This is a genomic window from Variovorax sp. V15 (assembly GCF_041154425.1).
Taxonomy (GTDB): Bacteria; Pseudomonadota; Gammaproteobacteria; order Burkholderiales; family Burkholderiaceae_C; genus Variovorax; species Variovorax guangxiensis.
In genome coordinates this window covers 5,313,478-5,326,464 of record NZ_AP028659.1, presented here as the reverse complement: position 1 = coordinate 5,326,464, position 12,987 = coordinate 5,313,478, and the positions used below count along the sequence as shown (strand labels likewise).

The window sequence follows — 12,987 nt, the reverse complement described above, 5'->3', positions numbered from 1 at the left end:
GCCTGCGCCAGCAACAACCTGCAACGCGGTGCTGCGACCGATCCTTCCGCAGCCGCCTTGCGTATTCAGTTTCCCCAGTCACCCGTTGCCGGAATGGCCCGCGCCGCTCCGGGACGCGGCCGTTTGCGCGCCTCTTTTCTCCAATCATGATCGAACTGCTCTCCGACCCGGCCGTCTGGCTCGGTCTCCTGACGCTGGTCGTCCTGGAGATCGTGCTGGGCATCGACAACCTCGTCTTCATCGCGATCCTCGCGGAGAAGCTGCCGCCGCGCCAGCGCGACAAGGCAAGGCTCATCGGCCTGAGCCTCGCGCTCTTCATGCGGCTGGGGCTGCTGTCCATCGTCTCGTGGCTGGTGACGCTGACCACGCCGCTGTTCTCCCTGTGGGGCCAGGATTTCTCCGGCCGCGACCTGATCCTGCTCGGCGGCGGCCTGTTCCTGCTGTTCAAGGCCACGTCCGAACTGCACGAGCGGCTCGAAGGCGTTCCGGAGCACACGGCCAGCGGCCCGGTGGTCTACGCGGGCTTCACGCTGGTGGTCACGCAGATCGTGATGCTCGACGCGGTGTTCTCGCTCGACTCGGTGATCACCGCCGTGGGCATGGTCGACCACCTGCCGGTGATGATGGCCGCGGTCGTCATTTCCATCGGCATCATGCTGTGGGCCTCCAAGCCGCTCACACGTTTCGTGAACGCGCATCCGACGGTGGTGATGCTGTGCCTGAGCTTCCTGCTGATGATCGGCCTGAGCCTCGTGGCCGAGGGCCTGGGCTTCCACATTCCCAAGGGCTACCTCTACGGCGCCATCGGCTTCTCCGTGATGATCGAGGCGCTGAACCAGTGGGCGCGGCGCAACGCGCTGAAGCACGAGGCGCGCAGACCGCTGCGCGAGCGAACGGCCGAGTCGGTGCTGCGGTTGCTGGGCGGCAGGGCGCGCGGCGAGCCGGTACCAGCCGGCGCGGGTCCCTCCGACGCGACGCCCGAGACGCAGGAAGAGCCCGCCTTCGCCGTCGAGGAGCGCAACATGGTGAGCGGCGTGCTCTCGCTGGCCGACCGCACCGTGCGCTCGGTGATGACGCCGCGCACCGACATCTCGTGGGTCGATCTCAACGACGACCCGGTCGCGGTGCGCGAGCAGTTGCTGGACACGCCGCACGGCATCTTCCCCGTGTGCCGGGGCTCGCTGGACGAAGTGGTGGGCGTGGCGCGCGCCAAGGACCTGCTAGGCCAGCTGATGCGCAACGGCAGGATCGACGAGAGCGCCGGCCTGCGAGCACCCATCTACGTGCCCGAATCGACCACGGCCATCCGCCTCATCGACACGCTGCGCGGCGCGCGCGGCCAGCTCGCGCTGGTCGCCGACGAGCACGGCACGCTCACCGGCGTGGTGACGCCCATCGACGTGCTGGAGGCCATCGCCGGCGAGTTCCCCGACGAAGACGAGACGCTGGAAATCATGCAGACCGCACCCGATGCATGGACCGTCTCCGGCAGCGCCGACCTGCACCTGCTGGAGCAGGCACTGCAGACCCACGGCCTCGTGGGCGACGACGACAGCTACACCTCGGTCGCTGGTCTGCTGCTGGCGCGCTTCGGCGGACTGCCCCCGCGCGATGCCCGCTGGACGCACGACGGGTACGATTTCGTGGTGACCGAGGTCGATGCGCAGCGCATCCGCACGGTCATCGTCCGCCGGGTGCCGGTGGACGATCCCGGAACCTGACCTGCACCGACCACCATGATCGCCAACCACCGCCAGCCCGTCGCGCTGAACAAGGCTTATCGCCTGCTGAACCACGGCCCCACCGTGCTCGTGAGCGCCGCGCATGGCGGCAAGCGCAACATCATGGCGGCAGCGTGGGCCATGCCGCTGGACTTCGATCCGCCCAAGGTGGCAGTGGTGCTCGACAAGAGCACCTGGACGCGGGAGCTGCTCGAAGGCGCCGGCGCTTTCGCGCTGCAGGTGCCGGTGCGCGCCCAGCTCGACCTGACCGAGACGCTGGGCAACAGCTCCGGCCGCGAGATCGTCGAGAAGTCGGGTCATGACAAGTTCGCCGCCTACGGCCTCTCGACCTTCGCGGGCACGGCCACCGACGCGCCGCTGCTCGAAGGCTGCGCCGCCTGGCTCGAATGCAGGCTGCTGCCCGAACCGGCCATCCAGCAGCGCTACGACCTGTTCCTCGGCGAGGTGATCGCCGCGCAGGCCGACGAGCGCGTGTTTTCCAACGGGCGCTGGCATTTCGAGGGGCACGACGAATTGCGCACGCTGCACCACGTGGCGGGCGGGCACTTCATCATCGACGGCGAAGCGGTAGATGCGCGGCCGCTGCAGCGGCCGCCCCGCTAGGGAAAGAGCAAAGAAGCTCAGGCCGAGGAGCCGTCGCGCGCCGCGCGCGGCACCAGCATCGCGCGCAGCACGAGCACGCCGCACACGGCCGCCGCCAGCGCCATCAGCACGGCCCACAGCAGCCGCGAGGGCGAGGCCGCATCGAGCCAGTCGCCCAGCAGCAGCGTGGTGGTGTTGTAGGCGGCATGCAGCGCGATGCACGGAATGAGCGAGCGCGTGCGTTCATAGAGCCAGCCGAGCACGGTGCCGATGACGAGGCCGACGATGAACTGGTAGATGTTCATGTGCGCCGCGCCGAAGAGGAGCGCCGAGATGAAGATCGCCTGCCATCGCGGATAGCGGGTGAGGAAGCCGCGCAGCACGATGCCGCGGAAAAGCATTTCCTCCAGCAGTGGTGCCACCACGCACACCGCGAGCACGGCCGCCACACTGCCGTCGGCCATGCGGCTGAACATCGCTTCTTCCCACGCGGAAGGCGGTGCGATGCGCATCACGATGTTGAGCGCCGAGGTGAGCGTCAGCAGCAGCGCGGGCACCAGCAGCAGCACCGGCGGCACCACGAGCATCAGCATTGCCCCGGCGGAGGCGCGCGACTGGTGGAATAGCGTGCGGTAGCTGAGCTGCTGGAAGTGCATCACCACCGCGAACACGCAGCCGTTGCCCAGCACGGCCGCGAGCACGCCGATCTGCATGCTGGTCAGGCGCAGCCACCCGTTGGCGTCGCGCAGCGCCGCGCCGATGACGAGTTCGCAAAGGAACAGCGCCACTAACAGGAGGACGGCTTGCGCCACCGAGGGGAAGGCGGCGCTTTTCGGGGAGGGCATGGGCGGAAGCGGGGCAGGGAGACGGCGCGCATGTTACGCGAGCGGCATGTTCAGCCGCGTTTCAGGCACCGTGAGAGTGGCGCGAGCGCGATCCCGCTGTATTGGCCGACCCCGAGCGCCAGCGCGCGCAGCGCCGTGTATTCGTGCAGCCGCGCGCCGCCATGCGGGTCGCCGGGCATGATGCCGGCGGCCGGGTGGCACATGAGCACGTCGCCGGTGCAGCAGGCCGAGAGCCATTCGGACAAACGCTGCTGGTGGCGCTCCATGTCGCCCGAGAAGTCGTAGACGCCCAGCAGCCGGCTGCTGGTGGGAATGCCGCGCCGGGCGGCCAGTGCAGCGAGCCGCGCGCCGCCCAGCATGTGGATGACGCGGGCCTTCAGGCTGTCGGGCCCATGACGCCAGCCCGGCGCCGTGTTGCGGACCCAGGGCGGCGAGGAGGGATAGCGCCGCGAGATTTCTTCCACCAGCAGCTCGCGCACCACCGGGAACTGGTGCACGTGCCGGTGCCCGTCCACGAAGGCGGGGGCGCGGCCCATGGCGTCCTCGAAGCGGGTGAGCTGGTCGCGGATGTCGGCCTGCAGGCCCGGCGCGAAGATGGTGCGCGTGTACGTGCGCGCGAGCAGGCCGCCCAGCCCCGGCTCGGGGCCGCCGGCATGCGCGGGCCGCGTGAGGTCCAGGTGCAGGCCGGTGTCGAACTCCGCTGGCTCCAGGCGCCGCAGCAGCCTGGCTCCGGCCAGCCAGGCCTCGCGGCGCACCATGCCGCTGGCGGCGGAGATCTTGCCCTTCTCGGCGAGGTCGAGCACGGCCGAGTTGATGCCCGCGCTCATGCCGAAGTCGTCGGCGCAGATGCAGAGGCAGCGGGGCGATTCAGCCATTGCCGTTCGCGCCCTAGTGCGGGGCGGGAGCTGGGGGCGCCGCCGGGACTGCGGCGGGGAATGGGGCGGTATCCAGGCAATGCGGATCGCCCGTGGCGCTTCCCTTGAAGCGCCATGCCGCCAGCCCGTCGTTCACCGCCACCAACTGCGCATGGTGCAGCCAGGGGTTCGCGAGATGCGCCGTGTTCGAGCCGACGACCCAGGTGGCGTGCGGCACGCACAGCACGTCCGCGAGCTCGGTTCGGTCGACCAGCGTGCGCGCCGCGCGCGCCGGATCGAAGCGGCTGGCGTCGAAGATCTCCTTGCGCCAGTTGTCGCGCATGTCCTCGGCCGCCGCCTTCCAGTCGTCCGCCACCAGCACCGGCTCGTGCAGGTTCCAGTAGAAGGGAATCTCGTAGTGGTAGCCGTCGAGCATCAGCACCTTTTCACCCGGTGCCACCGCTTGCCCAGCCGGCAGGCGCAGGCGCGTACCTGGCGGCGACGAGTACACCATGACCGCGACCACGCAGCCGATGCACACCGTTGCCGCCGCCAGCGTCATCGCGCGAACCTTCGGCAGCAGGGCTTCGAGCGAGCGGCTCGCCAGCACCCGCTGCGCGATCAGGTACGCCAGCGGCGGGAGTGCCGGAAGAACGTAGCCCACCAGCTTGGAGCGCGGCAGCGAGAAGAACACCACGATCACCGCGAGCCAGATCCACATCAGCCGGTCGATGTCCGGCTGCCGGGGGCGTGCCGCGTCGTCGCTCGTTCCCTCGTTCGACCCGCGAGGGACGAACACCCATGCGAACCACGGCAGCGTCAGGCCCGCCAGCACCGGCAGATAGAACCAGAAGCCGTGCTCGTTGTTGAAGCCCGAGGACGCGAAGCGCCGGAAGTGCTGGGTGACGACGAAGTAGTCGAAGAACTCCGGATACCGCAACTGCATCGCGACGAACCACGGCCCGGCCACGGCCAGCAGCACGGCCCAGCCGGGCAGCCACAGCGCGAGCCGCAACGACGCGAGCCTGCGCGTCGTTGCGCACCAGATGAAGATCACCATCGCGGGCAGCACCAGGCCGATCAGCCCCTTGGCCAGCAGGCCGGCCGCGGCGAACAGCCAGGCGCCGGCCAGCAGCGCTCGCCACGGTTCCTCGCGCTCCCGGGCCAGCGCCGCGCCGGCCGCCAGCAGCACCGTGGCCGAGATGCAGCCCGCCACCAGCATGTCGAGGTTGGCGAACTGCGCGCCGAGGAAGAAGAAGGGCGTGGTCGCCAGCACCGCCGTGGACAGCAGCGCCAGCCGCGCCGTCGACCAGCGTCGCAGGAAGAGGAAGAGCGCCGCCGCGGCCACTGCGCCGCCCAGGACGGACGGCAGCCGCGCGGCCCATTCCACCGGGCCGGTGACCGACATGGCCGCCGCGCTTATCCAGTAGAAGAGCGGCGGCTTGTGGAAGAAGGGCAGCCCGTCGAGCCGAGGCACCAGCCAGTCGCCCGAGCGAAGCATGGCGAGCGCGACGCCGCCGTAGCGGCCCTCGTCGGGCGCCATCAGCGGGCGCATCCATGCGGTGGCCAGCAGCCAGGCGAAGAGGGCGACGATGATCCATAGCGGTCGGGGGGAGGTCCACCATGCGGGAGCGGCCCGTTTCATGTCCGCCCGGTCTCCAGCCCCGTGCCGCGCTCTCGGCGCACCACGTAGAGCGGCCTTCCCTTCACCTCCTCGTAGATGCGCGCGATGTACTCGCCCACGATGCCGGTGGAGATCATCTGGATGCCGATGAAGAACATCAGGCTCGCGACGATGGTGGTCCAGCCCGAGACCGAGTTGCCGAACAGCAGGTAGTCGACCGCCACGAAGGCGCCGTAGGCGAAGGCCGGCACCGCCAGCATCAGCCCCACCACGCTGACCACCCGCAGCGGCCAGGTGGTGAAGGCGGTCAGCCCGTCGATGGCCAGCCCCACCAGCCGCCGCGTGTTGAAGCTGCTGGCGCCTTCCGCGCGCGGCGCGGGCGTGTAGGGCAGCGCCACGGCGCGGAAGCCCACCCAGGCATACAGGCCCTTCATGAAGCGGCTGCGCTCGGGCAGGCTCATGAGCGCGTCGACCACCTTGCGGTCCATCAGGCGGAAGTCGCCCGCGTCCCTGGGCACGGCGAAGCGGTCGGACGCGTTGACCAGGCTGTAGAAGAGCCTGCTGCCGAGCTGCTTGAAGCGGCTTTCGTCGCTGCGCTGCTCGCGCACCGCGTACACCACCTCGGCGCCGGCCACCCACTGCGCGATCATGGTGTGGATGAGTTCCGGCGAATGCTGCAGGTCGCCGTCGAGCAGCACCACCGCGTCGCCCGTGGCGGCGGCGAGGCCCGCGGTGAGCGCGGCTTCCTTGCCGAAGTTGCGCGACAGCGAGATGCAGCGAAAGCCCGAGAGCTCGCACCATGCCTCGGCAACGGCCACGGTGTCGTCGGTGCTGCCGTCGTCCACCACGATGATCTCCCAGCGCAGGCGCGTGGCCCAGAGGATGTCCTCCAGCAGCGGCAGCAGGCGCCGCAGGTTCGGCCCCTCGTTGAAGCAGGGGATGACGCAGGAGATGCTGCGCGCTTCGTCCGGCGGCGCGAACGCGACGGCCGCGCGCGTCGCGGGAGCATCGTCGGCCTGTTGCAGCCGGATCGGGGCGCGCGAGTGCCGGCTGTTGTCGGTCGATGAAATCATGGATGCCTCCAGAAAGAAGCGGCCGCTGGCGTGTCGTCGCGAGTGCGGCCAACGGGCGACGCCGGAAAAGAAACGAAGCGGTGCACCAGCAACTGCGCGAGCGCGAGCAGGCCGGCGATGGCGCCCCCGAGCAGCATGCCGGCGACGATGTCGATCGGGAAATGCACGCCCACGTAGACGCGCGCCCAGCCCGTGACCGCCGCCAGCGCCAGCAGCGGCACGCCCAGCCTGCGCAGGCCGGGGCGCAGCAGTAAGGCCAGCGCCACCATGAACATCACGGTCGCGTGCGTGCTGGGCAGCGAGCCGCGGCCGGCGTGCTCGATGTAGGCAGGAGCAAGCCCGAGGACGAACGGGCGGGGCGTGTTCAGCGCCAGCGCGATCGCGTGGGAAGCCATCGATGCGAGGCCGGAGAAGGCCGCGACGATGAACAGATAGGCGCGTTCGGCGCGATGCCGCCACAGCGCGAAGACGAGCACGCCCGCGCACAGCCAGCTGCCCCAGAGCGCGAAGGCTGATGCGAAGGACAGCACCCACGGCGTGGGCTGGCTGCCGGCGGTGAGCCACTGGAAAAGCGTGATGTTCAGTGCGTTCATGACGCCACCTTCATGGGCGTGGTCGGGAACTGGAAAACGGCGGGCGAACGAAGCCACGCGGCGCCACGGGCGCAGCAGGAGAAACTTGACATGGTCGGACCTTTCGACAGGGAAGAGAAAGCCCGCTGCGAGGCGCAGCGGACCACCCGACGCGCGAGGCGCCGTGTCTCAAGTGACGGAAGGTGGGGCGACGGTAGGCGGCAGTCGACGCCAGGGTTGCGCCGGAGGTGGCGCGCCGCCGTGCGGCGGCACGTGTTCGGGCGCTTCGCGCGCGATGGGAACGGCGAGCCGCGCGGCGGCCAGTGCCAGCGGCAGCATCGCGAGCACCATCGCCATCAGCATGCCCAGCGCGAGGTCGAATGCATCGGGGTGGTCGATGCTCGCGGCGGCCTGGGCGAACAGCGTGGTCTCGCGGTCGGACGGATGGTCCGCGCGGTCGTCGGCCTCGAATTGGGTGGTGTCGCTGGCGCTGCGCACGCGCAGCATCGGCTCGTCTTCCAGCCCGTCGCAGCGGAAGTGGGCCGCGATGAAGGGCTGCAGAAAAATCAGCAGCATGCCCGCGACGCACCACGCCTTGTGGTGTGCCTCGACGAAACGGCGAACGCGCGCGAGCAGCAGCATGCGCGAATGCTAGGAGGCTCGTGTGAACCGAACCTGATCGTGCGGGTCAGCATCCCGCAAGGTTGAAGATGACGCGCGTGTGAAGGGTTTCTGGGGTGGAGGGGCCGTCGACCCTGTGCCGGCGGCCCTGCCCGGGCAGGGCTGCCTCCGGCAGGCAGCGGCCGGGGCTTACTGTCTCGCCTACTGCGAGACGGGCTTCAGGTAGATCTCGACGCGGCGGTTCTGCGTGCGCCCGTCCTCGGTGGCGTTGCTCGTCACGGGCTGGGTCTGGCCTCGTCCTTCGGTCGTGAGGCGCGCGCTCTTCACGCCATGGTCGACCAGGTAGGCACCCACGCTCTGCGCGCGGCGCTGCGACAGCGCCATGTTGTGCTCGGCATTGCCGGTGCTGTCCGTGTGGCCGACGACGCGTGCGTTGATGTTGGGCTCCTGCGCGATCGTCTGGGCCACGCCGTCGAGGACATTGCGGAAAGATGGCTTGATGGTGGCGCTGTCGGTGTCGAAGGTCACCTGGCTGGGGATGTTGAGCTTCAGCGAGCCGTCGGGCTGATCGATGATCTGCGTGCCGGTGTCGGCGGTCTGGCTGCTGAGCTTGTTGCGGATGGTGGTCCAGTTGTAGCCGACACCTGCGCCAACGGCGGCGCCGACTGCCGCGCCGATGGCTGTGCTCTTCCTGTCGCGGCCGATGAGGTTTCCCACACCCGCGCCTACCGCCGCGCCGGCACCGGTGCCGACGGCCGTATGGGTTGCTTGCTCGGATGCGCAGCCTGCGAGGAGCGCCGCGACGATGGCGAGCGAGGTCATTGTGATTTTCATGTTCTTCCCTTTGCGATGTTTCTGATCCGGATCGGCGACTCCGCGGTCTGCCGCGTCGGCGCTCGATCCGAAGGGAACAACTCATGCACGCTCACTCCGGCCGACAGCGTTGGCCTCGCGGAGGCCGCGAAGCCTCATCTCTTTAATGCCGTCGTGAAATAGGTCTCGCGCCGTACGGCTCGTCACACATCGGGGTGAACATTCGTCAACTGCATTGCAGCGCGGGCGTTGGTCGCTGCATGCACGTGCTTTCGTGCGATCCACAAGGAGCGATCTTGAAGAAGACCCTTTTCCTGCTGGCGGCCAGTTCCGTCCTTGCCGTCTCCGCCTTTGCTCAACAGCCATCCGCTCCCGCGACGACCGCCCCTGCAGCCACATCGCCCGCTGCCGCCGCGCCTGCCCCGGCAGCGACCAAGCCCGCCGCAGCACCTGCCGCCGCCGCTCCCGCGGCGGTACCCGCCGCCGGCCAGGTGTGGGTCAACGGCAAGGTCTATCACTGCGCCAACGACAAGTACTTCGGCAAGACCAAGCGCGGCTCGTACATGTCGGAAGCCGATGCGAAGGCCAAGGGCGCGCACGCCGCCCACGGCAAGGCTTGCTGAGCATCGAGGCCACGTGAAAAGCGCCCCTGATGGGGCGCTTTCTCCTTGGCACAGCGGAAGGCCTTGCGCCCTCTACAGCGGGGCGGCAGGTCCTAGAACACGAACGGTATGAAGCGCCGCGTGCCGCGCATGTACGCGCGGTAGTCGTCGCCGAAGTGCGCGATGCATTCCTGCTCGTCGCGCAGGGCGGTCATGAACAGCAGCAACGTGGCCGCGAGCACCAGTGCCAGCGTGAGCCAGGTGAACTGCTTGAGGAAGGCGCCCCAGGCCAGCAGCATCAGCGCGGTGTACATGGGGTGGCGGATGTAGCGGAAGGCGCCGCTGCTGACGATGGCCGATGTCTTCTCGAAACCGTACAGGGCGGGATCGTCGTTGCGCGCGTCGCTGGGCTTGCCCTGCGCCTTGAGCAGCCGCACCGCGTGGATCGGCAGCCAGATCGACAGCACGAAGAAGAGCGAGGAAATGATCTGCCTGGCCGAGAACGGATCGTCATGCCACACGGGCAGGTTCAGCACGATCAGCACCAGCATGCATTCCCACGCGAAGAAGCGGTAGAAGCCGTGCGAGCCCGGCTGGCTCAGCGGGCCGCGCGACACGTACAGCAGCGCGGCCGTGCCGGCGACGAGGAGGAAGATCTGGATCCAGAAGAGCATGGCCGGCGAATTTACACGGCCCGCGGGCTTCAGCCCGAAATGGAGAAGCCGCCGTCAACGGGAATTGCGGTTCCCGTCACGTAGTCCGACGCGGCGCTCGCCAGGAACACTGCGGTGCCGGCGATGTCGCCCGGCTGGCCCCAGCGGCCGGCGGCGGCACGGACCTTGACGCGCTCGTACAGGCCGGGAATCTGGCTGCGCGCGCCGTCGGTCAGCTCGGTCTCGAACCAGCCCGGCAGGATCGCGTTGACCTGGATGTTGTCCGCCGCCCAGGAGAGCGCCGTCGACTTGGTGAGCTGCACGATGCCCGCCTTGCTCGCCGCATAGGCCGGGGCGTAGGGCGCGCCGAAGATCGACATCATCGAGCCGATGTTGATGATCTTGCCGCCGCCCGCGGCCTTCAGGTGCGGATGCGCGGCGCGGCTGCACAGGAAGGCGCTGGTGAGGTTGGTGTCCATCACCTTGTGCCACTCGTCCAGCGCGAGCTGGTCGACCGGCTTGCGCACCGTGGTGCCGGCGTTGTTGACCAGGATGTCGAGCCGGCCGCAGCGCGCGGCGGCGTCGTCGAAGAGCTTGCTCACCGAGGCCTCATCGCTCACATCGGCCTCGAGCGCGAAGCTGTCGCTGCCCAGCGCCCTCAATGCCTCGACTGCCGCGGCCGACTTCTGCGCGTTGCGCGCCGCGACGATGACGCGGGCGCCGGCCCTGGCCAGCCCCTGCGCCATGCCGAGGCCGATGCCTCCGTTGCCGCCCGTGACGAGCGCGACTTTGCCGGTGAGGTCGAACATGGAGGACTGGGAAGACGACGAAGAGGACATCAGGCGGTGGCCGAGGCGGCGGGTGCTTCGGGCTTCTTGGAAACGAGGGTCAGGATATCGTAGCTGGCGACCAGCTCGCCGTCCTGGTTCGTCACTTCAACGTCCCATGCCACCACGCCCTGGCCCTGGCCGCTCGCGTCCTTCTTGTTGCGGTCGATCTTGCGCTTGCAGGTCAGGCGCGCGCGGATGGTGTCGCCGATGGCCACGGGCTTGGTGAAGCGCAGCGTGTCCAGGCCGTAGTTGGCCAGCACCGGCCCCGGCGCGGGCGACACGAACAGGCCCGCGGCCGCCGACAGCACGAAGTAGCCGTGCGCGATGCGCTTGCCGAAGGGCGATTCCTTGGCCGCCACCTCGTCGAAGTGCATGTAGAAGTAGTCGCCCGAGATGCCGCCGAAGGCCACGATGTCGGCCTCGCTCACGGTGCGGCGGTGCGTGAGCAGCGAATCGCCGACGCGCAGGTCCTCGAAGTAGCGGCGGAAGGGATGCACCTCGCTCTCGCGCACGGCAGCGCCGCGCACGTGCTCGCCGGTGATGGCGGCCAGCATGGTGGGCGAGCCCTGCACGGCGGTGCGCTGCAGGTAGTGCTTCACCGCGCGCAGGCCGCCGAGCTCCTCGCCGCCGCCTGCGCGGCCGGGGCCGCCGTGCTTGAGCTGCGGCAGCGGCGAGCCGTGGCCGGTAGATTCGGCGGCGGCCTCGCGGTCCAGCACCAGCAGGCGGCCGTGCCATGCGGCGGCCACCGGAATCGCCTTGGCGGCGGTGGCCGGGTCGCGCGTGACCAGCGTGCCGACCAGGCTGCCGCGGCCGCGCGCGGCCAGCGCCAGCGCCTCGTCGATGCCGTCGTAGGGCATCAGCGTGCTGACGGGGCCGAAGGCTTCCACGTCGTGCGCTGCGTCGTGCTCGAGCGGCTTGCGGCTCAGCAGCAGCGTGGGTGCGAAGAAGGCACCTTCGCCCACGCCGTCGCCCACGGGCGAGAAGCCGTCGCGCTCGCCGTAGACCAGCTCGGCACCCTTGAGCAGCGTCGCCACGCGCTCGGCCACGTCGGCCTGCTGGTCTCGCGAGGCCAGCGCCCCCATGCGCACTTCCTCGCGCGAGGGGTCGCCCACGACCGTCTTCGCGAGCCGCGCGCGCAGGCGCTCGGCCACCGCGTCGAGGTGCTGGCGCGGCACGATCGCGCGTCGGATGGCCGTGCACTTCTGGCCGGCCTTGATGGTCATCTCGCGCGCCACTTCCTTCACGAAGAGATCGAACTCCTCGTCGTCGGGCGTCACGTCGGGCGCGAGGATCGCGCAGTTCAGCGAGTCGGCCTCGGCGTTGAACGGGATCGACTGGCGCACGATGTTCGGGTGCACACGCAGCTTGGCGGCCGTGTCGGCCGAGCCGGTGAAGGTGACCACGTCGGGCCCTTCGAGCCGGTCGAGCAGGTCGCCCGTGCTGCCGATGACCAGCTGCAGCGCGCCTTCGGGCAGGATGCCCGACTGCACGATCAGCCGCACCAGCGCTTCGGTGAGGTAGCTGGTGGCCGTGGCCGGCTTGCCGATGCAGGGCATGCCCGCGAGGAAGCTGGGCGCGAACTTCTCGAGCAGGCCCCACACCGGGAAGTTGAACGCGTCGATGTGCACCGCCACGCCGCCGCGGGGCACCAGGATGTGCGTGCCCGCGAAGCCGCCCTTCTTGCCCAGCGGGAAGGCCGGGCCTTCGTGCACCAGGTTGCCCGAGGGCAGCTCGTTGGTGCCGATGCCGGCGTAGGCGCTCAGCGTGCCGGCGCCGCCTTCGATGTCGATCCAGCTGTCGGCGCGCGTCGCGCCCGTGTGGGCCGAGATGGCGTACAGCGTTTCCTTGTTCGCGGCGAGGAACTTGGCCAGGGCCTTCAGGCGCTCGGCGCGCTGCTGGAAGTCGAGCTTCATCAGCGCGGGAATGCCGGTGCGGCGCGCGTACTGCAACGCCTCGGCGAAGTCGATGGCCTCGGCGTGCGTGGCGGCCACGGGCTTGCCGTTGACGGCGCTGCGCAGCTGCTGCGCGGCCTGCTGGCCGATCCAGCGGCCGGCGATGTAGCTTTGGAGGGTGGTGGTCATGGTGCGTGTCCTTTCGCGGTGTCTGTCTTGCTCCTTCCCCCTCTGGGGGAAGGTTGGGATGGGGGCAGGCGGCATCGGTTCTGCGCAGTGCCTTC

Annotated in this window: 13 protein-coding genes; 3 read left to right on the top strand and 10 right to left on the bottom strand. The window is 69.5% G+C overall.

Annotated features, from left to right (window positions below; genetic code table 11):
* Window positions 1-149 precede the first annotated feature (149 nt).
* Complete coding sequence (locus tag ACAM57_RS25450) at window positions 150-1,721, top strand: transporter associated domain-containing protein (RefSeq protein ID WP_369662475.1); 1,572 nt, start codon at window positions 150-152, stop codon at window positions 1,719-1,721.
* A gap of 15 nt (window positions 1,722-1,736) precedes the next feature.
* Entirely contained in the window at window positions 1,737-2,345 is a 609-nt protein-coding gene (locus ACAM57_RS25445) for a flavin reductase family protein (RefSeq protein WP_369659391.1), read from the top strand.
* A 17-nt stretch (window positions 2,346-2,362) separates the two neighbouring features.
* Here the strand turns inward: ACAM57_RS25445 and ACAM57_RS25440 are convergent, their stop codons facing one another.
* From ACAM57_RS25440 to ACAM57_RS25410, 7 genes are all read right to left on the bottom strand, one after another.
* The gene (locus ACAM57_RS25440; protein ID WP_369659390.1) at window positions 2,363-3,169 is read right to left on the bottom strand and encodes a lysostaphin resistance A-like protein; all 807 of its coding nucleotides are present in this window, start codon (window positions 3,167-3,169) and stop codon (window positions 2,363-2,365) included.
* 50 nt (window positions 3,170-3,219) lie between these two features.
* On the bottom strand, window positions 3,220-4,044 hold the full coding sequence (locus ACAM57_RS25435) for a ChbG/HpnK family deacetylase (protein ID WP_369659389.1): 825 nt from the start codon (window positions 4,042-4,044) through the stop codon (window positions 3,220-3,222).
* Window positions 4,045-4,057: 13 nt separating this feature from the next.
* Window positions 4,058-5,668, bottom strand: a complete 1,611-nt coding sequence (locus tag ACAM57_RS25430) for an ArnT family glycosyltransferase (protein ID WP_369659388.1) — start codon at window positions 5,666-5,668, stop codon at window positions 4,058-4,060.
* Window positions 5,665-6,720 (bottom strand): glycosyltransferase family 2 protein, encoded by a 1,056-nt coding sequence (locus ACAM57_RS25425; RefSeq protein ID WP_126023071.1) that lies wholly within the window; start codon window positions 6,718-6,720, stop codon window positions 5,665-5,667. Before ACAM57_RS25425 ends, ACAM57_RS25430 begins: the two co-directional genes overlap by 4 nt.
* Window positions 6,717-7,313: a phosphatase PAP2 family protein gene (locus tag ACAM57_RS25420; protein ID WP_369659387.1), complete on the bottom strand. Its 597-nt coding sequence runs from the start codon at window positions 7,311-7,313 to the stop codon at window positions 6,717-6,719. Before ACAM57_RS25420 ends, ACAM57_RS25425 begins: the two co-directional genes overlap by 4 nt.
* 168 nt (window positions 7,314-7,481) lie before the next feature.
* Window positions 7,482-7,934: a hypothetical protein gene (locus ACAM57_RS25415; RefSeq protein ID WP_184635231.1), complete on the bottom strand. Its 453-nt coding sequence runs from the start codon at window positions 7,932-7,934 to the stop codon at window positions 7,482-7,484.
* 180 nt (window positions 7,935-8,114) lie between these two features.
* The gene (locus ACAM57_RS25410; RefSeq protein ID WP_369659386.1) at window positions 8,115-8,747 is read right to left on the bottom strand and encodes an OmpA family protein; all 633 of its coding nucleotides are present in this window, start codon (window positions 8,745-8,747) and stop codon (window positions 8,115-8,117) included.
* Window positions 8,748-9,022: 275 nt separating this feature from the next.
* Between ACAM57_RS25410 and ACAM57_RS25405 the strand changes: the two genes are divergently transcribed.
* Complete coding sequence (locus ACAM57_RS25405; RefSeq protein ID WP_126023074.1) at window positions 9,023-9,349, top strand: hypothetical protein; 327 nt, start codon at window positions 9,023-9,025, stop codon at window positions 9,347-9,349.
* Window positions 9,350-9,441: 92 nt separating this feature from the next.
* Here the strand turns inward: ACAM57_RS25405 and ACAM57_RS25400 are convergent, their stop codons facing one another.
* From ACAM57_RS25400 to paaZ, 3 genes are read right to left on the bottom strand one after another with little or no spacing between them, the layout of a single operon-like run.
* Complete coding sequence (locus ACAM57_RS25400) at window positions 9,442-10,002, bottom strand: isoprenylcysteine carboxylmethyltransferase family protein (protein ID WP_369659385.1); 561 nt, start codon at window positions 10,000-10,002, stop codon at window positions 9,442-9,444.
* Window positions 10,003-10,031: 29 nt separating this feature from the next.
* Window positions 10,032-10,790, bottom strand: coding sequence for a glucose 1-dehydrogenase (locus tag ACAM57_RS25395; RefSeq protein ID WP_184636695.1), 759 nt, complete (start codon window positions 10,788-10,790; stop codon window positions 10,032-10,034).
* A 29-nt stretch (window positions 10,791-10,819) separates the two neighbouring features.
* A complete protein-coding gene (gene paaZ, locus ACAM57_RS25390) occupies window positions 10,820-12,892 on the bottom strand; it encodes a phenylacetic acid degradation bifunctional protein PaaZ (RefSeq protein ID WP_369659384.1) in 2,073 nt (690 codons plus the stop codon).
* Window positions 12,893-12,987 lie beyond the last annotated feature (95 nt).